The sequence below is a fragment of the Gordonia sp. CPCC 205515 genome, from assembly GCF_048537925.1.
Taxonomy (GTDB): Bacteria; Actinomycetota; Actinomycetes; order Mycobacteriales; family Mycobacteriaceae; genus Gordonia.
Map to the genome: position 1 here is coordinate 567,393 of NZ_JBCLVJ010000008.1, position 20,007 is coordinate 587,399.

Sequence of the window (20,007 nt, forward strand, 5' to 3'; positions counted from 1 at the left end):
ACAGATGAGGCTACACGCGTCTGCAACATTTTCAAGATTTATTGCAGACCGATGCCGGCCAGCATGAGGTCGAGTGCGCGCATCCGTTCATGCATCAGCGCATTGAGCGCTTGGTCGTCGGTGTCGTTGTCGGGTAGCTGCTCGAGAGGGATCGCGGAGAGCGCACTGAACGCCGTCAGCTGGATGCGGTGGGCGCGGGTGAGTGCGTCGAGCTCGATGTCGAAGCCGCTGTCGGCCAATCCGATTCGGTAGTGGCGTAGGCAGAGATCCTGCAGTTCCGGGAGTCGGTCGGCCGTCATGTGGCCGAGGTCGATGCCGCTGTTGACCAGTTGAGTCAGGTCGAAGCCGACCCGCGACCGTCCGAAGAATGCCCAGTCGATGACCGTGAACGTGCCGTCGCCGGTGCTGAGCAGGTTGTTCGGGCAGGCGTCGCCGTGGGCGGACAGCAACGGCAACGTCTCGATCTCGTCGATCAACGACGGCATGACGTCGATGAGAGCGAACAGTCGCGCCCGAAGTGCCGGCGTAACGTACCGCGCGACGACCGGATGCGACCAGATCTCGCCGGATCGGTAGGTGTCGACGAACTGTGATCGCAGTCGACCGAGGTAGTAAGTACGGGCCTGTACCGGACCCGACGGATGGCCGATGCCGTCCGCGATTCGGCCGACCTCCGGCGACGCCGCGAACCGTCCGAGCATGCGTGCCGCGTCGGCGTACATCTGCGTGGTCCAGGTCGCCGCGTGGGGCACGCGTTCGATCCAGATCGCCGCCGAATCGTCGTCGATCGGGCGCACTGCATAGCACCGGGGGAGTGACATCCCCTGCGGTAGAGCAACTCCCAACTCTGATCGGTAGACGTTCGGTTCGATGTCCCAGGGCAATCCGCGTGCCGCCGCCTCGGCGAGTTCGACGGGGATCACGTGGAAGAACGGCGACCGCCGGACGTCGCGGGCGACCTTGACCACCAGCGCGACCGGGCCGTCGGAGGTGGCAACATCGACGCACCATCGCGAGTCCGTGGTGAGGGCGACGAGCCCGTACGGGAGTTCGGCCGCCTCGACGGAGTGCACCTCGGCAACCCCCAGTAGCTCGGCGAGTTCACAGTTGTCGATGGCGAGTTGTTCCGGCCAGGTCGAGGTGTTCATGAGCTATCCTTAGACAAGCAGCTTTACCAAGAAAGGTAAGTTACTTGTCCAGTTTTGTCAATGGGGTGCCTGCCGGCGATGAGCACATCGCCACCCTGTTGGGGCGTGCCATCGAACAGATCGCCGGCACCTTCGACAACGAGGTCTGGAAAGGCCTGCGGGCATCGCAGTTCCGCATCCTCGAGGCGATCGACCGTGGCGCCGTGCGCACCGTCGATGTGGCACGAGTGCTGGGGATGACCAAACAGGGTGCCGGACAGCACATCTCGAAGCTGACCGACGACGGATACATTGCCGTCTCCGACAACGCCGGGGATCGGCGAACGCGACAGTTGAGACTGACCCGCCAAGGCTCCACGACGCTCGCTCGTGGCCTGCGGCGAATCGCGGAGATCGAGGCGGAGTGGGCCGGACTTGTCGGTGCCGACGACTTCGCCGCCTTCCGGCGGGTGCTCGCGGCCATTGGCGAGGACTCCAACCAGCTCTGACCTGACATGAGCCACATCTCTCCACACCGCCTGTGTGCACTGTGCACGCGAGCAGTGCGGAGACTTGTGGCTCATGTCGGCGGCGGCACACAATGACGCATGTCCGCAGGCTGGCCACCCCACCTCGACGTCGGCGCGGTCCGTTCGCGCGACCGACCGCGAACTTCGACGCCGTCGTGCATTTCTACGGCGACGACCTCGGCCTCCCGATCCTCGCGCACTGGCTCAACCATGACGGCTATGACGGCGTGGTCTTCGGTCTACCGGATGCGCGAGTGCAGATGGAGCTCCTCCGGCATGGCGACCGGATCCCGGAGCCGCACCCGGAGAATCAACTGGTCCTCTACCTCGGCACGCCTGAGGCAGTCCGGTCCGCGACGCGGCGGCTCGTCGACCGTGGTCATCGTCCGGTGCCGGCCGCGAACCCGTACTGGACTGCCCACCGCGCGGTCTGTTTCGAGGATCCTGATGGATGGGTGGTTGTGCTGGTGCCAGAGGTGTTCGGACAGGGATCATGAAGATCATGCGTACCGCCGTGATGATTGTCGTTGCGATGTTCGGACTTCTGCTGGCCGGGTGCGGCACCGACCAAACCACGGTCGCTCCATCGACCGTCACGGTGCAGGTGACCGCGACTGCCACACCGTCGACCACCCCGTCTACCGCACGCCCGCCGACTCAACCCGCCGCGGTGCCCGGCGCGCGTGGCGACAACTCGCACTACTCGATGCAACCGGCAGGCAACTTCATCGACCAAAGCGTCAGCGGCCGTTACCGGTTCAGCCTTCCATCGGGCAACATCACCTGCATCGTAAGCACTTCATCTCTGGTGTGCCAGACGCACCAACCTGTTCCGATCGCGCAATCCGAAACCTGTCGCATCCCTGATTACCAGCCATACGAGACCACGAACGCCAAGAACTTCGGCTGGTTGGACTACGACAAACCTGCCTGCGGAACCATCCTCCAAGGCCGATACTTCGAGGTCGGCCCCGTCCTCGAGTACGGTCAGGCCGTCAGCTTCGAGCCACGTTCCAATCTGCAGATCATCTGTTATTCGCGCTCGGCCGGTGTCGCGTGCGAGAACCCCGCGGGCTACGGATTCTCGCTCGCACGAGAGGGATTCGAGTTCTATCCGGTCTGATGGGTGAGACCGGACAGTCGGCCGACACCAGCCACATCTCCACGCACCACTCGTGTGCACAGTGCACGCGAGCAGTGCGGAGACTTGTGGCTCATGTCGACGTCGGGCCGGGTCAGATCACCGACGCATGATCTCCGCCAGCCTGGTGCTCTCCATCCACCGTTGCTCCACCGGCCGGTGGACATCGGCTTCGATGAGCGATGGATAGGAGGTGAGGTCGGTGAATTGCAGTCGGCCGGACTGGAATCCGATCATCGCACTGGCGCGGCCACCGGCCTCGAGTTGTTCGGAGAGGAACTCGATGCAGCGGGCGGTGAGGCTGGTGGCGTGGATGCGGTCGAAGGGGGAGGGGTCACCACCTTCCTGGATGTGTCCGAGGATGGCCTGCCGGGCGTCGAACAGTTCACCGCCCTCTTTCTCGAACAGCGAGGTGAGGAACCACGAGTTGTACACGGGATCAGCGCCCTCGCTGCGGATCATCAAGCCCAGTCGCTTCCCGGAGCGGAAGCTCTCGGCCATCGAGTGGATGTCGGCGGTGAGGTCGTCGATGGTGATGCCGTTCTCCGGCATGTAGATTCGGTCCGCTCCGGTGGCGATGCCGGACAGCAGCGCCAGGTACCCGCAGTCGCGACCCATCACCTCGACCACGACCACCCGCCGGGTGGCGACCGCGGACTGCCGGATCTTGTCGACGTCGGAGACGATGCTGTTCAGCGCGGTGTCGCTGCCGATGCTGAGTTCGGTCCCGGGGACGTCGTTGTTGATCGTCATCGGCAAGCAGACGATCGGGATGTCGAGCGCCGGGTATTGCTCGCGGTGCCGGTGCAATTCGTAGGCGGCTTCGTACCCGGACCAGCCGCCGGCCATCAGGAGACCGTCGATCCGGTGGGCGGTGATCTGCTCGGCGATCTGGCCGATCGCCTCACCGGTCGGGACATATCGGTTCGTACCGAGTTCGGCGCCGCCGTCGGACACCCATCCGCTGACGTCCATCCAGCCCATCTCCTGGATTTGGCCGCGCCGCAGTCCACGGAATCCGTTGCGCACCGCCAATACGGTGTAGCCACGGTCGAGGCCCAGTCGGACGGCCGCACGCACCGCCGTGTTCATCCCGGGGGCCGGACCGCCACCGTGCATGATCGCGAGGCGGAACCGCCGACGGCCGGGTTGTGTCGGTCGCGCCGCAGCCTGCTGCACCGTCTGCAGGATTTGATACGACTGTCGAAAACTACCGCCGCGCAACAACATCGCGCCGTCATAATCCCCGGCCTTGATACGATCCGCGACGGCGTGGGTCTGTTCGACGCACTCCATCAGCGGCGAGGTGACCACTCGGTTGCCGCGCAGCCCGATCAATTGGGCGGGCGCCTGCGGATCGTCGGTGAGTAGCCGCTCGACGGCAGCGTGCCCCAACTGGGTTGCCAGGTAACGATCGAACGCACTCGGCGCGCCACCGCGCTGGACGTGGCCAAGGATGGTGATGCGCGTGTCTTCGCCGAGTTCGTCCTCGAGGAGTTTGCGGATCTGCTCCGCGGTGATCGGGTTGCCGGCGCGGTCTTCGGCGCCCTCCGCGACGACCACCACCGATTGTCGCCGCCCAATCTGGCGGCCGGCACGAATGTCGCGCAACATGCGCTCGGCCCATCCGTCGGCGGGTGGTTGTTCGGGGATGAACATCCAGTTGGCGGCGGTGGCCATGGAGGCCATCAGGGCGAGGTAGCCGCAGTGTCGTCCCATGACCTCGACGACGAAAGACCGCTGATGGCTCGACGCGGTGCTGCGCAGGGCATCCATGGCCTCGACGATGCGGTGCAATGCGGTGTCGGCGCCGATCGTCATGTCGGTGCCGGACATGTCGTTGTCGATCGACCCGACGAATCCCACCACACGAAGGACCGGATGGGCGTCGGCGAGTTCGGCGGTGATCTCATCGGCCTCGACCAACTCGGCGAGCAACTCCGGCCACTCCGTCCGGAACATGTTCGCGCCGGTGAGGCTGCCGTCGCCACCGATGACGACCAGCGCGTCGATGCCGCGTTCGAGCATGTTGCGGGCGGCCGCGCGTAGTCCTTCACGGGTCCGGAACTCCTGCGAGCGAGCGGTGCCGATCACCGTGCCGCCGCGGTGCAGGATGCCGTCGGTGTCGGCGATCTCCATCCGCTGGATGAGGTCGCCGCCGTGCACCAGGCCCTGGTAGCCCTCGTGGATCGCGTAGGCGTCGATGCCGTGGTGCAGGGCTGTACGGATCACTGCCCGCACCCCAGGATTCATGCCCGACGCATCGCCACCACTGGTCAGCACGCCGATGCTGGACGGCGCCACGCCTCCCTCACCCATGACGCCGGTCCGATGACATCCGGTAAGCGCGTGACCCTGTGACTCTCATCGGTACCCCGTGTCCTCTTTCGGTCCAGAAACGTTTGCGTGCGGTGCTTCGGCTATGAGCATTACGGGCCGGGCGGGTGCGCGCAACCGTTTCGGGCCAGGTCGGCGAGTCGCCATGCGCAGATTCCCCGCGAATTCGAAGGTCCCCCAGAAGTTTCCGGGGGACCTTCGAGTTCGCGGGGAAGAACACTGCAGGATGTCGGACTCAGGCAGCGATGAGATCCGAGTCGGACTTCTTGTCCTCGGTGAATCCGGGAGGACCGAAGATGTACCCGAGTCGGCCACGCCAGGTGCGGGCACGCGCGGTGTCGCGGAGCATGGCCACGGTCTCGACGTAGTTGTACTTGATCGGGTTCTGCGTTTCGACGTCGTGGATGAGTCCGTACTTCACCGGCTCGACCTCCTCGGCGTAGGAGCCGAACAGGCGATCCCAGATGATGAACACGCCGCCGTAGTTCTTGTCGATGTAGGGCTGGTTCGAGCCGTGGTGGACGCGGTGGTGCGACGGCGAGTTGAACAGGAACTCCCAAGGCGCCCAGAGCTTTCCGATGCGCTGTGTGTGGAAGGGAATCTGGAAGATCAGGCCGGCGGTGTTGAGCAGGAAGATCAGCCAGACCGGGAAGCCCAGCAGCGCCGCGGGCAGCCAGGCGAGACTACGCAGGGTGTAGGACACCGGGTGGAACCACGGCAACCGCAGATTGGTCGACAGGTTGAAGTAGTTGCTGGAGTGGTGGACGCTGTGCGCGGCCCACAGCAGTCGGATGCGATGGTCGGCGCGATGTGCCCAGTAGTAGCAGAAGTCGGTGACGACGAGGCACGCCACCCACACCCACCAGTGCTTGGCGGAGAGGTGCAGCGGTGTCAGTGTCGACGCGATGACGATCGTCGAGAACGGCAGGATGTACTGGGTCACCGCCTTCATGGTGGTGTTGATCAGGTAGGTAGCCCAGTTGCCGGCGTAGTCGCGGATCGAGCGTGCCGAGGGCTTGCCGGCGTTGTCGGGATCGCGTCTGTCGTCGATGTATTCGACGAGGGACAAGATGATGAAGGCGGGAATGGCGGCGAGTAGGAGGGTGGTTGTGGTGTTCATGGGAAGAACCCTATGAGCCGTGACCTGCGGAAACATCCCGCCACGAACTGATTTTGCCTCCCTCTCACGGGGGATGTCGGCTAGCCTTCACCCATGCCGGAGTCCGGGCTGGTCGCCGTTCGCAAGTCGCTCGAGCGTCAGTCGCTGTTGGTGGCGCTCCTCGCCGCGGTGATCGATGCGGCGCTGTTCGCCTCCTCGGGCATCTTCGGCGCTGCGCCGGCCGCCGCCCTCGCGATGGCCATGACGCTGATCGCCGCCGACCTCGCTCTGGCCCTCCGCCCTCCGACCACGGCCGTGGTCGCCTACATCCAGGTGATCACGAGGATCTGTGCGTGCCTGCTGCTTCAACACCACGGGTTGGCTGAAGGTGTCGGCGACGTCGGCGTCCTGGTCGCCGGCTACCGGGCCGGCGCATGGTTGCCCACCCGGGCATCGGCGACCGTCCTGCCCGTCCTGATGGTGGGTGTCGCCGCAGCGGCCTACATCAACGGTGCCGCCGACACATGGTGGATGGTGCCCGCGATCGCCGTCTCCAACGCGTTGATCCCGTGGCTCGTCGGTCGTTACACCGCGGCAGGCGGCGCCTACGTCACGAAGCTGGAGATGCAGCGGGAGACCGACCGGGCCGCCCTGGACAAAGCGCTCGCCGACGAGCGGGAGGCCATCGCCCGCGACCTGCACGACGTGATCTCCCATCACGTGAGCGCCATCGGGATTCACGCCGGCGCGGCCCGGATGGCGATGGGTTCCGACGGCGAGGCGGCCACCCGGTCCCTGCGCGCCGTGGAGACGTCGAGTCGCGCGGCGATGATGGATTTGCGGCGGCAACTCGACCTCCTGCACGGCAACGACGAGGCCGGCGACCTGCAGCCCGGTCTGGCGAATATCTCCGAGTTGGTCGAGGCGGTCGGCCAGGCTGGCCTAGACGTCGAGCTTGACCTTCCCGCCGACACGGTTGCCCTGCCCAAATCGCTCGACGTCACCGTGTACCGCATCGTCCAAGAACTGCTCACCAACGCGCTACGCCACGGCGACGGATCGGCCCGCCTGCAGGTCCGCCGGGATCGGGCGCAGATCGTCATCGACGAGTCCAACGCGGTCGCCACCGAGGTCTACACCGGCGGCTCGCTGCATCGTGGGCTCGACGGTATGCGCCGTCGCGCGGAGTTGTTCGACGGCCACGTCGAGTGCGGCGTCAATGAATCCGGGCGTTGGCGCACCGTCGTCGAGATCCCGATCGGAGCATCATGACCGACCCCATCACCGTCCTCGTCGCCGACGACCACGCCGTCTTCCGCGCTGGACTCAAGGCGGTCATCGACGCGAGCCCAGACACCACGTGTGTCGGCGAGGCGGGCGATGGCCGCGCCGCCATCGACGAGGCGCTACGGGTCCGGCCCGACGTCGTGGTGCTCGATGTGCGGATGCCCAAACTCGACGGTGTGGCCGCCATCGCGCCGATCGTCGACGGCACCAACGCCCGGGTGTTGATGCTGACGACCTACGACAGTGAGACGGTCCTCGCCGACGCATTGCGCGCCGGCGCTGCCGGTTTCCTGCTCAAGTCGTCACCCCCGGAGGAATTGGTCGGCGCGATTCGCATTGTGGCGCGCGGTGATTCGGTCATCGATCCGGCGATGACCCGTCGTCTCGCCGCCCGCGTCGCCGATACCCTGTCCGAGGTGCCGGTGCCGCCCGAGGTCGCGACGCTGACAGCCCGCGAGCACGAGGTGTTACTCCTGATGGCCGATGCCCGCAGCAACGCCGAGATCGCCGGCGAGCTGTTCGTCGGCGAGCAGACCGTCAAGACGCACGTCTCCCACGTGTTGGCCAAACTCGGTGTGCGCGATCGTATTCAGGCGGTCGTGTACGCGCACCGCCATAAGTTGACCGAGGGCACGCGCCGCTGAGTTGTGGTGCTCAGGTGCCGCAGAACGTCTGGAATGTGTCAGTGAATGATACGGGTGCGGGATCGGCGTAGTGCGCCCACTCGTCTCGGTGCTCAAAGGGGTGTGTCACCGCCGCCAGGAGTCGCTCGAACGAGGTCATGTCACCGTCGGTGGCCGAGCGCAACGCAGCGTCGAGATGATGGTTGCGTGGAATGTAGAGCGGATTGATGCGATCCATCGTGTCTGCGGTCTGCCGTCGGTCACGACCGAGTCGGTCGAGCGCCGTGTGCCACCGGTGCAACCATGGCGAGCTGTCGTCGTTCGGGAGCAATGTCGCCAAAGATGAAGGTGCGCCACGCAACTCATCGGCGAGGGCCCGAAACGTTCCGGTCCAATCAGCGTGATGCTCCGTCATCATGGTCAACAGGTCATCGATCAGGTCGCTCGCATCGGTAGTGTCGACCAACCCGATCTTTGTCCGGAGACCCTCGACGAAGTACCGGTTGTAGCGATCGTCGAAGGTGTCGAGCACCGCGGTCGCTGCGGCGATCGATGCGTCCGGTTCTGCACCCATGAGGGGCAGCAGTGTCTCGGCAAAGCGTGCGAGATTCCACTTCAGGACAGCGGGTTGATTGCCGAAGGCGTAGCGCCCACCATGGTCGATCGAACTGAACACCGCGGAGGGATCGAAGGCATCGATGAAGGCACACGGGCCGTAGTCGATGGTCTCGCCCGAGATCGTGGTGTTGTCGGTGTTCATCACGCCGTGCACGAACCCGACGAGGATCCACTGCGCGACCAGCGATGCTTGCCGATCGAGCACCGCCTCGAAGAATGCGATGTACCGATCGCCGGCTTCAGCCTCGGTCGCGGGGAACCCGAGGAATTCAGCGAAATGACGGGCGATCGCGTAGTCGGCGAGTGGCCGCAGGAGTTCGGGCTTGCGGGCGGCGTATTCGAAGGTCCCGACGCGGAGATGGCTGGCCGCGACTCGGGCGAGCACCGCGCCGGGTTCGATCCCGCTGCGATGAACACCTCGTCCGGTGGCGACGACCGACAGGGAACGCGTGGTGGGGATACCCAGGGCGTGCATCGCCTCGCTCACCAGGTACTCACGCAGCATCGGACCCACCACCGCGAATCCGTCGCCGCCGCGGGAGAACGGAGTCGGCCCTGAACCCTTGAGCTGCAGGTCAACTCGATGCCCATGGAGGTCGACAAGTTCACCCAGCAGCAAGGCCCGTCCGTCGCCGAGCAATGGCGCGTAACCACCGAACTGATGTCCGGCGTACGCGGTGGCGACGGGTGTCGCATCGGCGGGTGACGCCGCGCCGGACAGGAGTGCGACACCGTCGACGGATCGCAGCGCCTCGAGGTCCAGACCCAACGTCTCCGCGAGATCCCCGTTGAGGACCAGCAGCGCCGGGTCGGGCACGTCGGCACCGCGCCAGGGCACGGTCAGCGGTGCCAGTTCGTCGACGAACGTGCGATCGAAACCGCTGATCGCCGAACTCGGACGGGTGGGAGAGTCAGACGCAGCGGGCACTCGTCCAGGGTAGACCGACCAGCATGCGCGAGGCCGGGCACTCGGAGGCACACCGGGCATGTCCGCAGGCAGCCCCGCAGATCCGGATCGATCAGAGGTGAGTAGTGCACTCGCTGCCGCCCCGCCGCGTCGGCCACTGCTGCACCTTGAGCTTCGCCGAACATTTCGCCACCACCGAGGACATACTGACGTGATGAGTCCGCCCACCAGCATTCCAGTAGGCCGTCAGGCCGAGCGAGCTACGCTGGCCGAGCTCGCTCGAGACGCCGCCGACGCGCGGCCACGTGTGGTACTGCTCGAGGGTGAGGCCGGGGTCGGGAAATCGAGTCTGGTGCGCGCGGCGGTAGGTGACCTCGACTCGTTCACCGTGCTCCGCGCCGACGCCGACGAGCTGGCCACCGACGCATCGATGTGGTTGCTCTCGCAACTCGGCGAGTTCGATTCGCGCACACCGCTGACCGCCGGTCAGGAACTCCTTCGGCTGCTGAGCGACCGGCAGGCCCACGGACCGGTGGCGCTGGTCATCGAGGACCTGCATTGGGCCGATGAGACATCGTCGGGTGCATTGTTGACCGCGCTGCGCAGGCTCACGACGGGAGACCGGGTGTTCGCATTGGTCACCACGCGACCGGGCGGGCTGCCGCCCGAGTCGCCGTGGCGACGACTCGTCGATGATCCGGATCGTGGTCGGCACCTGCTCGTCGGCGCTCTGAATGTTTCCGAGGTCGCCGACATGGCGGCTGCCAGCGGCGTGTTGCTGGGGCCGAATGCGGCTGCGCGCCTGCACCATCACACGGCAGGGCATGCGCTACACGTACGCACTCTGCTCACCGAACTCGGTGCTGCCGACCTCAACAGCGTGGCGCCGCTGCCTGCGCCCCGATCGTTGTCGCAGAGCGTCGAGGACCGCGTGCGGTCACTGCCCGAGCATGCGCGGCGACTGATCGAGGCACTCGCGGTCGCGGGCGGAGCCGCCGGGCTCATCGAACTCGGTGCGGCAGTGGAGATCACCGGTGAACCCACGGACATCTCGGCAGCGTTGGCCGACGCGATGGGTAGCGGCCTCCTCGACCACGCACCCCGCGATCCGATGCACCGCGTGCGCTTCGTCCATCCGCTCTACCGAACCGCGGTCTATGACGACCTCTCCCCGGCGCGACGACGAGACCTGCACCTGGCGTGGGCAACTGCGACGACCGACCCCGCGCTACGGCTACATCACCGCATCGCGGCAGCCGATCATGTCGACCCCGACCTGGCTGCCGAGCTCGACCACGCCGCCGCCCACCACGCCGACCCGGCCCGAGCGGCCGCCTATCTGACCGCGGCCGCCGATATCGGCACCGGCGAGGAGATGCCGCGTCGCGTCCTCGCGGCGGGCCGGGAGTACATGAACGGTCGTCACCTCGCGGCGATGAGAGCCCTGGAGCCCCGGCTGCGCGCGTGCCCGGTCTCTGCCCGGCGCAATATCGAATTGGGTTGGCTTGCCTGGCAATCCGGAAGTATTCCGGAGGCCGAGACGTATCTTCTCGAGGCCACCGGACTCGACGAGCCGGCCGAAGAGCGCGCCCGCGCCCATCTGGCGCTGAGCGCGCTGTCCAACACCCAGACCCGCGGCGACGACGGGATCCGGCACGCGAACGCCGCACTCGTTCTCAGCGCGCCCGACTCACCGGAGGCGCAGTTCGCGACCTTCATGGCGGTGGGCGCGACCGGACAGGCCGAGGGCGGCGCCGCCGGACTGGACCTGCTGCTGTCTCGATACCCGGACCCCTGGACCACCGATGACACCGACGTCAACCTGGCTTGGGGGCGGGGAATGCTGAGCCACTTCGCCGGCCGGGTCACCGAATCGGCGCGATGGCTGCGCCTCGCCGAAGGCGCGCTCGCGGCAGACGAACTCTCCCCGTTGATGGGGGATCGGCGGGCGCAGACCCACGTGATCCTGGCACGCTGCGACTACGTTCTCGGGAACTGGGACCGCGCACTGGTGAGCGCGCATTCCGCACTCGATATCGCCGCGGACGAGTCTCAACTCTGGATCACTCCGCAGGCCCACGCCATCACCGCGATGATCCACGCCGGCCGCGGTGACGATGCGGCCGCGCAACATCACCTCGAGCAGGGAACGGACGTCACGCGGGTGGTCGCAACCCTCGACGCCATCGGCATGATCGCCTGCGCGCGTGCGGCACTGGCCGAGGCCGGCGGGGACAGCAGTGCGGTGATCGAGGCCTTGGCGCCGCTGACGCACGACGGCGGCGCCCGGTTGCCACCGGCCCATCCACTGTTCTTCTGGCCCTCGATGATCGCCGCCCGCCTCGATCTCGGGGACCTCGACGGTGCCCGATCCGAGCTTGGTGCACTGCGGGCGGGTGCGTTGCGCCGCCGACTCGATTTTCGGATGCAGCTGCACTGGCTGGCGGCTCGAATCGCCGTCATGGAAGGCGACGCCGAGACCGCGGCAACGGAATTCGCGTCCGCGATCGACGCCGAGACGATCGACCAGCCCATCGTGGACCGGGCGGCGCTGCGTCGCTCGTACGCTGGTTTTCTGCGTGCGAACGGTCGGCGTCGACCGGCGCATGAGCACGAGGCCGGGGCGCGGCGCCTGCTCACCGCCGCGGGAGCAGTGGCCTATCTCGCCGCGCTCGACGACGAGGCAGTCACCGTCGTATCCGGCTCCGCACCGGAAGGGCGGGTCGCCGCCCTTGCCACACTGACAGATCGGGAGAGCGATGTGGTCACCTTGGCGGCCGAGGGCCGAACCAACAAGGAGATCGCGGCGACACTGTTCGTCAGCGTCAAGGCGGTCGAGTATCACCTCGGAAACTCCTATGCCAAGTTGGGTATTCGTGGTCGCCGGGAACTCAGAGCGCTGGCTGGTCGGCCGTGACGCCGACTCCGTGCAGCAGCGCGTGACGATCGGGTTTACCTTGCTCGGTGACCGGCATGGTCGGCACCGAGGTCACCGGAATGGACGCGAATTGCGGACCGCCGACCGCGCACAGGTGTTGCCGCAGTTCGTCGTCGTCGATCACACTGCCGGGCGCAAGGACGACCCACGCGGCAAAGGATGTTGCGTCAGCGGGGACCGCGACCGCGTACCGCACTGCCGGATGACTGCTCAGGGCGTTCTCGATGTCGACGGGCCACGTCGGGCGGCCGTCGATCATTCGCCGGTCGCCTTCGCGGCCGCGCACCCGCAGGTATCCGGAGGCATCGATCTCGCCGAAGTCGCTGCCGCGGAACCAGCCGTCGTCCTGGAATCGCACGGATTCCGCCCGGGATCCCCGATAGGTGCTCGCCGCGCCGGGGGATCGCACCTCGATGCGTCCGAGCTGTCCCGGATCGAGTGGCGTGCCGGTCTCGTCGACGACGCGCACCTCGACGCCGGGGATCGCGCGACCCGCGCTGCCGAGGAGATCGGGGCGGTCGAGAGCGTAGTCGGCGCCGGCGAGCACGCACGCGGGACCGAACTCGCTGGCACCGTAGACGTGGACGAGGACGTTCGGTCCGAGCGCGGTGAGCAGTCGGTGTCGCAGCTCGGGCGGCGCGTCGGCGCCCACGTGGCTGATGGCGCGTAGTGATGACAGGTCGTGGCCCGGACGTGCGGGACAGTCCACCAGTTCGACGAGGAGCGGTTCAACCAGCGCCAGATGGGTGATGCGGTCGTGGTCGATGGCTTCGAGAACGAGCCGCGGATCGAAGGTGTCGTGCAAGAAGACGACGCCTCCGGCGAGCAGGGTCTGGTCTGCGGCGGTCTGGGCGATGTAGGCGAGTGGTGTGCACACCAACTGCCGGCGCGTCGGATCGGCGGGGCCGTCGATCAGACGCAGGTAGGCCGCGACGTCGCGGACGCTGGCCTTGGAGACGCCGGTCGTTCCGCCGGTGGCCACGAGCACACACGGGTCGCTCGGTGCGACCGCGATATTTTCGGCCTCGTCGTCGCCCGGTTCGCGGTCCGACCGTAGATCTCCGTCCGGTCCGCCCACCAGGATGAGCCGGCGGTGCTCGGGGTCGGTGACGGTGGCGGCGACAGCCGGGTCGAACACCACGACCGCGTGTGGGTCGATGGCGGCCAGGAATGCGTTGAGTCTCGCCGGGGTGTCAGCGTTCGGGCACAGCACGGTGGCCGAACCGCGTAGGCCGGCGGCGTAGCGAATAGCCAGTGCGTCCGTGGTGTTCGGGGCGACGAGGGCGATGAGGTGCCCGCCGCCGATTCCCTGCTGTGCCAGGTCCCGCCGGAATCGACGGATCCGGATCGCGAACTCTGGTGCGGTGTACCCACGTGTCGAGTCGGTGCAGACGATGTGGTCGGCCTCGTCGGCGTCGAGTCGATCGAGGATGAGCCGGGCGTAGTTGGCAGTCGTTGTCGTGGTGTTCGTTGTCGTGCTGTTTGTTGTCATGGTGTTCACCTGGTTCCGAGGGTGGATGAGGATTCGTCGAGGCCGGCTGTCGGAGCGGTGCGCTCCGCAATTGTCTTGCGGCCGAGCAGTACGGCGACGACGAGCGCTGCGACTGCCGCCGCGACAGCACCGGTGAGGAATGCATTGTGCAGGCCGGTGGTAAATGCGGTGTCGGCGGCCGTGGCGACCTGTCCGCCCATATGCGAAGCCAGGGCGAAGGAGTCGCGTGCCATGTCGCCGACTGCCGGTGGCACCCGAACGGGCAGCTCGAGGTGGTTTCGGTAGGTCGAGGTGAGGATGCTGCCGATGACCGCGATACCCAGAGCGCCACCGACTTCGCGGGACAGGTCGTTCAGCGCCGAGGCCACTCCCTGCTGTGCATCGGGCAGTGCGCCGGTGATCGAACTGGTGGCCGGCGTCATCGCCCACCCCATCCCGGCCCCGAGGGGGAGCAGTCCGGACAGCAGCAGCCAATAGCTGCTGTCGGTGTCGAGCTGGGCCAGCACAACGAGCCCGGCGGCGATGAGGACCAGTCCGGCAACACAGGTGGCTCGGGCGCCGACGCGGTCGACGATGATCGGCGCGGACCGGGCGAACGGCATCAGGGTGGCCGCCATCGGCAGCATGCTCAGTGCGGCGATCAGTGCCGAGTCGCCACGCACCAGCTGAAGGTATTGCAGCACGACGAAGATGAAGCCGAAGAACGCGAAGAACTGCACGAAGATCGAGAAGCTACCGGCCGCGAGTGCTCGATGGGTGAACACCCGGGGATCGAGCAACGGTGCGGAATGACGCAGCTCCCATACCACGAAGACCGCGAGAATGGCCAGGCCACAGGCGATTCCGACCCAGGTGCGGGTAGCGACCCAGCCGACTTCGGGTGCCTCGATGATGGAGTACACCAGGACGACGAGGCCGGCGACCGACAGCAGCGCACCTCCGACGTCGAAGCGGGACACCTTGTCACCGACCGATTCCGGCACGAACCGGAGTGCGGCGATCAATGCGATGACCGCGAGGACGACGTTGAGCGCGAAGGCCGACCGCCACGAGAAGAACTCGAGGAGCGCTCCGGTGCACAGCACGCCGAGGATGGCGCTGGCGCCGGCGACGCCGGCCCAGATGCTCACCGCCTTGGTCCGCTGGGCGGGCGGGAAGGTCGCGGTGATCGTGGACAGCGTCGCGGGCATCACGAATGCCGCACCCAAGCCCAGGACGCAGCGCAGCGCGATCAGCTCGGTCGGCGACCCGGCGGTCATGGCGATCGCCGACCCGATCCCGAAGATCGCGAGGCCCCCGATCAACGCGCGCCTGCGTCCGAATTGGTCGCCGAGGGCACCGGCAGGAAGAAGCAACGACGCGAACACCAGGGAGTAGGCGTCGATGATCCATTCGAGTTGGGTCTGGGTGGCGTGGGTACTGCGTGCGATGTCGGTCAGTGCGACATTCAGAGACGACATCGCGGCCACGACGGTGGCAAGGGCCAGGCAGACGACGACGGTGACGACGCCGTGCCGCGTCGTCGTGCCGTCGGTGACTCGGGCGAATCTGGTGGTCATCGGGGTTCCTCGGGTCGGTTGATCAGTGACCATCTGATCGTCGGCCGGTTGTTCCCGGATGACCCTAGGGGTGAACCCTAAAAGACTGCGATGGGGTTGACCGGGGACCCGGTACCGCCGGTGATCGGTAGAGGTGCGGCGGTGAGTAGGAACTCGCTGCGGCCGAGGCGCTGTACCACCGGCAGCAATCGGTCCAGACGCAACCACTCGAGGAAGGTGAGGCCCATTCGCGCCAGGCCGAGTTGATGGAGTGGCAGGTCGAGGTCCGGGTCGCCGCTCGGCATCCGCTCGATGCAGTCGCCGCCGAAGATCGCGACGTCGTGGTCGCGCAGCCACAGCACCGCGGATGTGTCCAGGCCTGCCCGACGACCGGGCTCCGCATCGGGATGGGCCGCCAGACGGGCATCGAGTCCGACGTGGACGATGACCGCGTCGCCCGGCTCGATCGTCAGCCCGGCGACGGCAGTCGCACGATCAAGATCGTCGGCGGTCACATATTCGGCGGGATCCAGCCAGTCGACACCACGCAGACCTGCGATGTCCAGGAGCACCCCGCGCGTGAAGATGCCGTCGCGCAACGGGGTGATCGCGCTATGGGTGAGGCCCGGGGATCCGACGATGGCGTCGACATTCCGGTTGTTGTAGGTCGTCCCGTTGAGGTGGAAATGTCCGAATGCGTCGATGTGGGTTCCCCACCCGTGCACGTTCACGCCGACGGTGTCGACGAGGGCATCGGGCACCGACTCCTCCGAACCCATCGTGTGGGTCACAAGCAGATCGCTGCGTTGTGTGGCCGGCAGACCGAGATCGGATGCGAGGGACACCGACAGCCCTTCGGTGACCAACTGCGCCGCCCGAATCCGGACCTCTGGCGTGATCAGGTTGAGGGTGCCGAGTTCGTCGTCGGCACCCCAGCGCCCGGCATTGCTGCAGGCGGCCTCCAGGGTGCGGAGTCGCGCACTGACTTCGCCATGCACCGTCCGCACCTACCGATCGGAGAAGACGTCGTAGTCCGGATCGGTCTGCGGTTCGTACTCGATGACCTCTCCGGCGTGCCGGGCCACTTCGTCCCCGAAGAGATCGGCGATGAGAGCCGCGGTCATGTCGATGCCGGCGGCCACGCCCGACGAGGTCCACCGATCCCGGTCCTGCACCCATCGCGCCCGACGCTCCCATGTCACCGAATCACCGTGCTGGACAACGCGATCAAAGGACCGTTTGTTCGACGTGGCGCGGTACCCCTCCAGTAGTCCCGCGGCGGCGAGGACGGCCGAACCGGTACACACCGAGGTCACCAACGCGGCATCGGCGACATAGGTGCGCAGCTGGTCGAGAAAGTCGTTGTCGTGCACCATCTTCAGCCATCCGATACCACCCGGCACCAGGACGATGTCGACATCGGTGACCGCTGCGAGACTCTCGGTTGCCTCCACCCTGGTGCCCTGGGAACTCGCGACCAGACCCGCCTCGGCGGCCACCATCGCGACGCGGAACTGGTCGGGCAGAACGCTGAGCATCTCGACCGGGCCGAAGACGTCGAGGAGTTCGAAGCCGTCGAAGAGCACCACGGATACTTTTCGCTGCGCCGTTGTGGCACTGTCGGTCATGCGCGCTCCTGTCGTCCTCGACACAACGTACCCGAAGACGGTGGGGTGCGGCGCTTTCGGTTACCGCGTGCCCCGATCCCCGCCCTGCCACACGATCCGCGCGAGTTCGTCGCGATCGGCGACGTCGAGCTTGATGCACGCGCGGTAGATGTGTCCCTCCACGGTGCGGACCGAGACGGTCAGCCGGGCGGCGATCTCCCGGCTGGTGAGTCCCTGCGAAATGAGCGCCGCGATCTCGCGTTCCCGGGGTGTGATGGGCAGCGGCCGTGCGGCCGACCTGATAGCCGTGGTGGTTGCACCGTCGCAACTCGTCGAGAGGCCCATCGCGCGGGCACTCGATTCGGCGCTCTGGCGCCGATGCCCGCAGCTGTCATGAAGCGGAACCGCCTGTGCTGCTGCGTCTGCCGCCGACAACGTCAAGCCGGCGTCCGCAAACGCCCGGCTGACCTCGTCGAGCGCGTCGGCATCGGCATCGGCCACCGCCCGCGCGTGGCAAACGTACAGCGGTGCGAGCACGCCCTGCACGTCCGGCGCCACCTGTGCCAGTCGTTCCGCGACGGTACGATCACCGAATCGCGCCGCATGATGCAGCGCCTCCACCTCAACCGCATACTGACCCACGTCGTGCGCGAGATCGGCAGCGCGATGGGCGAATTCGATCGCCGGTCGCTCACCCCCGCGTGCGGCGGCCAGCCAGGCACGCGCGATCAGTCGTTGCGGGTCGTGGATCGCCTCGTGAGGACCCACGTGTTCGTCGGCCTCGGTGAGGACACGTTCCGCGTTGGTCACATCGCCCAGGGCGGCGTAGGCGCGAATCAATACCAGGCGAGCCGGAAGTTTCCAGGGCAGTGAGTTGTCCGCGTTGAGCGCCGCCAGCGCCTGCTCCAAGGTGTCGATCGCCTCGCGGAACCGGCCCCGGTAGGTGGCGACGAGCCCGGCCATGATCTTCGCCAACGCCCAGCCCGCGAACTGCCCGGCAGAGGAGAACTCGGCGTACTCGACCGCGCGACGTTCCGCCAGGTCGATCCGGCCGGTGGTGGTCAGCGCCAGCACATCTCCATAGCGGATCATCACCTTGATCATGCCGTCGGTGGCCTTGTGCTCGGGCCGGCATCGGTCGGCGATCGCCTCGAAGTCACAGCCCCGACCGGCGACCGGCATGGCCAGACCCGCGGCAAACGCCGCGAAGTCGACTGCCTGGACTGGAGATTCCGCGTCGTCCAGAACGTGCTCGGCGAGCGCGATTCCTTCGGCGATTCGGTTCGAATGCACCGCCATCGCCGACCCGATCGCATCGACCATCAGAACCAGGGCGGGGTGCTGCACTCGCGACCGGAGCAGATCGAGAAGGCGTTCACTCTGGTCGATGTCGCCGAGCGACCAGAACAACAGGCCCAGGCGGGGCACACCCCACTGCACGAGCGCGAGTTCGTCGAGGGTGTCGGGATCGAACGCGGCGAGCACTTCGTCGGCCTCCGCGATCCGCCCCTGCCACAACAAAGCTCGTGACAGCACGTCGACGGCACGCAGGCCTCCGCCGCGTTCGGTCGCGGCGCGCGCAAGCCGTTCGCCCAGCGGAAGATTCGTCAGGGCCACGGCATCTTTGGCTGCCGAGATGAGCAAGTTGACATCGAGATCGAGACCGCCGTCGACGCACAGTTTGGCCAGCCGGATCCGGTCGGCGGCGCCGCCGACGGGTCGCTCGCGGAGCACCTCGACGATCCGGGCGCGGAGCTTTCGGCCGGCGATCGTCCCGATCCGTCGCCGGATCACATCGCCGTAGAGCGGGTGACTGAACCGCGCGTTCTCGACCGCACCGTCCCGGGAGATGCGGATCAGCCCACGAACCTCCGCCGTGTCGACGGCGTCGTCGCTCGACAGCGAGATCAGGGTGTCGATATCGAGGGGCTCGGACAGCGCCAGCAGTTTGAGCGCATCGACGACGTGATCACCGGCGGCATCAATCCGGTCGTCGAGCAGTGCGACGAGCCCGGAGGGCACCGCGGTGGGCCCGCGCAATTGCCAGACACCGTTGACCTCCGCGAGAGTGCCGGCGTCGAGCGCCCCTTCGACCATGTTCCGCAAGAACAGCGGATTACCGCTCGACGATTCCCACATCACGTCCGCGCTGAGCCCCTCGAGCGTCCCGCCGAGCACCTTCTCCACCAGGGCCGTGCACTCGTCCTTGCCCAACGGCGACAATTCAATCCGCGTGAGATAGCCGTCCTTCCACAGGGACGTGATGGCATCGGGCACCGTCTCCCCGGATCGCACGGTCACGATCACGCGCGCGGCCCGTTCGACCGCGAGCTGGTGTAGCAGGGTCGCCGACAGCGGGTCAAGGAGATGGGCGTCGTCGACACCGAGAACCGTGTCCGGCTGGGCCACAAGCGCTTTGCGGGCGGCACCGAGCGCGGAGACAGGGTCACGCGATCCAGTCTGTTCGACCCATGGGGCGAAGGCCCCCAAGGGAATCGCCTTCGACGACTCGGTGCAGGCCGCCCAATGGACCGGCCCGTCGACGTCTGCGGAGACTGTGCGGGCCAGCGTGGTCTTGCCGACCCCGGCAACGCCGACGAGCACCACTCCGCTGCCGTCGGCACTGGTCAATGCCGATCGGATCGCCTGATGCTCGGTGGGCCGGCCGAGCAGCTGCCAGCGGCCGCCCATGGAGGTTGAGTATAGGGCCCGTGCGGGCCGTTCGTCCTGTCGTTTTTCGTGATGCAGGTGCGGCGACATCGC

General features: G+C 66.9%; 15 protein-coding genes. 6 read left to right on the top strand and 9 right to left on the bottom strand.

The features are described 5' to 3' along the window. Window positions 1-38 precede the first annotated feature (38 nt). Window positions 39-1,148: a phosphotransferase gene (locus tag AAFP30_RS14510; protein ID WP_419230622.1), complete on the bottom strand. Its 1,110-nt coding sequence runs from the start codon at window positions 1,146-1,148 to the stop codon at window positions 39-41. A gap of 44 nt (window positions 1,149-1,192) precedes the next feature. On the opposite strand from AAFP30_RS14510, the gene AAFP30_RS14515 reads away from it, so the two are divergent. From AAFP30_RS14515 to AAFP30_RS14525, 3 genes are all read left to right on the top strand, one after another. Beyond that, entirely contained in the window at window positions 1,193-1,636 is a 444-nt protein-coding gene (locus AAFP30_RS14515; protein WP_419230623.1) for a MarR family winged helix-turn-helix transcriptional regulator, read from the top strand. A gap of 92 nt (window positions 1,637-1,728) precedes the next feature. Continuing rightward, the gene (locus AAFP30_RS14520; RefSeq protein ID WP_419230624.1) at window positions 1,729-2,154 is read left to right on the top strand and encodes a VOC family protein; all 426 of its coding nucleotides are present in this window, start codon (window positions 1,729-1,731) and stop codon (window positions 2,152-2,154) included. A gap of 5 nt (window positions 2,155-2,159) precedes the next feature. Then, the gene (locus tag AAFP30_RS14525; RefSeq protein WP_419230625.1) at window positions 2,160-2,780 is read left to right on the top strand and encodes a hypothetical protein; all 621 of its coding nucleotides are present in this window, start codon (window positions 2,160-2,162) and stop codon (window positions 2,778-2,780) included. A gap of 117 nt (window positions 2,781-2,897) precedes the next feature. On the opposite strand, the gene AAFP30_RS14530 is transcribed toward AAFP30_RS14525, so the two are convergent. Further along, a complete protein-coding gene (locus AAFP30_RS14530; protein WP_419230626.1) occupies window positions 2,898-5,102 on the bottom strand; it encodes a 6-phosphofructokinase in 2,205 nt (734 codons plus the stop codon). A gap of 268 nt (window positions 5,103-5,370) precedes the next feature. Further along, window positions 5,371-6,255: a sterol desaturase family protein gene (locus AAFP30_RS14535; protein WP_419230627.1), complete on the bottom strand. Its 885-nt coding sequence runs from the start codon at window positions 6,253-6,255 to the stop codon at window positions 5,371-5,373. A gap of 93 nt (window positions 6,256-6,348) precedes the next feature. Between AAFP30_RS14535 and AAFP30_RS14540 the strand changes: the two genes are divergently transcribed. Continuing rightward, window positions 6,349-7,506 (top strand): sensor histidine kinase, encoded by a 1,158-nt coding sequence (locus tag AAFP30_RS14540; protein ID WP_419230628.1) that lies wholly within the window; start codon window positions 6,349-6,351, stop codon window positions 7,504-7,506. Then, window positions 7,503-8,165 carry a response regulator gene (locus tag AAFP30_RS14545; protein ID WP_419230629.1) on the top strand — a complete coding sequence of 221 codons (663 nt, stop codon included), beginning with the start codon at window positions 7,503-7,505 and terminating at the stop codon, window positions 8,163-8,165. The genes AAFP30_RS14540 and AAFP30_RS14545 overlap by 4 nt, the downstream gene beginning before the upstream one ends. Before the next feature lie 10 nt (window positions 8,166-8,175). On the opposite strand, the gene AAFP30_RS14550 is transcribed toward AAFP30_RS14545, so the two are convergent. Then, complete coding sequence (locus AAFP30_RS14550; RefSeq protein WP_419230630.1) at window positions 8,176-9,750, bottom strand: protein adenylyltransferase SelO; 1,575 nt, start codon at window positions 9,748-9,750, stop codon at window positions 8,176-8,178. Window positions 9,751-9,883: 133 nt separating this feature from the next. On the opposite strand from AAFP30_RS14550, the gene AAFP30_RS14555 reads away from it, so the two are divergent. After that, a complete protein-coding gene (locus AAFP30_RS14555) occupies window positions 9,884-12,586 on the top strand; it encodes an AAA family ATPase (protein WP_419230631.1) in 2,703 nt (900 codons plus the stop codon). Here the strand turns inward: AAFP30_RS14555 and AAFP30_RS14560 are convergent. The 5 genes from AAFP30_RS14560 to AAFP30_RS14580 all read right to left on the bottom strand — a co-directional run bounded on the left by AAFP30_RS14560 (window position 12,561) and on the right by AAFP30_RS14580 (window position 19,935). After that, the gene (locus tag AAFP30_RS14560; protein ID WP_419230632.1) at window positions 12,561-14,099 is read right to left on the bottom strand and encodes a class I adenylate-forming enzyme family protein; all 1,539 of its coding nucleotides are present in this window, start codon (window positions 14,097-14,099) and stop codon (window positions 12,561-12,563) included. The genes AAFP30_RS14555 and AAFP30_RS14560 overlap by 26 nt on opposite strands. A gap of 5 nt (window positions 14,100-14,104) precedes the next feature. Beyond that, complete coding sequence (locus AAFP30_RS14565; RefSeq protein ID WP_419230633.1) at window positions 14,105-15,658, bottom strand: MFS transporter; 1,554 nt, start codon at window positions 15,656-15,658, stop codon at window positions 14,105-14,107. 77 nt (window positions 15,659-15,735) lie between these two features. Next, window positions 15,736-16,635 (bottom strand): cyclase family protein, encoded by a 900-nt coding sequence (locus AAFP30_RS14570; RefSeq protein ID WP_419230634.1) that lies wholly within the window; start codon window positions 16,633-16,635, stop codon window positions 15,736-15,738. Window positions 16,636-16,644: 9 nt separating this feature from the next. After that, the gene (locus AAFP30_RS14575; protein ID WP_419230635.1) at window positions 16,645-17,265 is read right to left on the bottom strand and encodes a DJ-1/PfpI family protein; all 621 of its coding nucleotides are present in this window, start codon (window positions 17,263-17,265) and stop codon (window positions 16,645-16,647) included. A gap of 60 nt (window positions 17,266-17,325) precedes the next feature. Next, complete coding sequence (locus tag AAFP30_RS14580) at window positions 17,326-19,935, bottom strand: LuxR C-terminal-related transcriptional regulator (RefSeq protein ID WP_419230636.1); 2,610 nt, start codon at window positions 19,933-19,935, stop codon at window positions 17,326-17,328. Window positions 19,936-20,007 lie beyond the last annotated feature (72 nt).

Excerpts from the sequence above, each read along its gene's own strand:
- AAFP30_RS14510 (WP_419230622.1), bottom strand. The coding sequence starts at position 1,148 with ATGAACACCTCGACCTGGCCGGAACAACTCGCCATCGACAACTGTGAA.
- AAFP30_RS14520 (WP_419230624.1), top strand. The coding sequence starts at position 1,729 with ATGACGCATGTCCGCAGGCTGGCCACCCCACCTCGACGTCGGCGCGGT.
- AAFP30_RS14525 (WP_419230625.1), top strand. The coding sequence starts at position 2,160 with ATGCGTACCGCCGTGATGATTGTCGTTGCGATGTTCGGACTTCTGCTG.
- AAFP30_RS14535 (WP_419230627.1), bottom strand. The coding sequence starts at position 6,255 with ATGAACACCACAACCACCCTCCTACTCGCCGCCATTCCCGCCTTCATC.
- AAFP30_RS14540 (WP_419230628.1), top strand. The coding sequence starts at position 6,349 with ATGCCGGAGTCCGGGCTGGTCGCCGTTCGCAAGTCGCTCGAGCGTCAG.
- AAFP30_RS14545 (WP_419230629.1), top strand. The coding sequence starts at position 7,503 with ATGACCGACCCCATCACCGTCCTCGTCGCCGACGACCACGCCGTCTTC.
- AAFP30_RS14550 (WP_419230630.1), bottom strand. The coding sequence starts at position 9,750 with ATGCCCGGTGTGCCTCCGAGTGCCCGGCCTCGCGCATGCTGGTCGGTC.
- AAFP30_RS14555 (WP_419230631.1), top strand. The coding sequence starts at position 9,884 with ATGAGTCCGCCCACCAGCATTCCAGTAGGCCGTCAGGCCGAGCGAGCT.
- AAFP30_RS14560 (WP_419230632.1), bottom strand. The coding sequence starts at position 14,099 with ATGACAACAAACAGCACGACAACGAACACCACGACAACGACTGCCAAC.
- AAFP30_RS14565 (WP_419230633.1), bottom strand. The coding sequence starts at position 15,658 with ATGACCACCAGATTCGCCCGAGTCACCGACGGCACGACGACGCGGCAC.
- AAFP30_RS14575 (WP_419230635.1), bottom strand. The coding sequence starts at position 17,265 with ATGACCGACAGTGCCACAACGGCGCAGCGAAAAGTATCCGTGGTGCTC.
- AAFP30_RS14580 (WP_419230636.1), bottom strand. The coding sequence starts at position 19,935 with ATGGGCGGCCGCTGGCAGCTGCTCGGCCGGCCCACCGAGCATCAGGCG.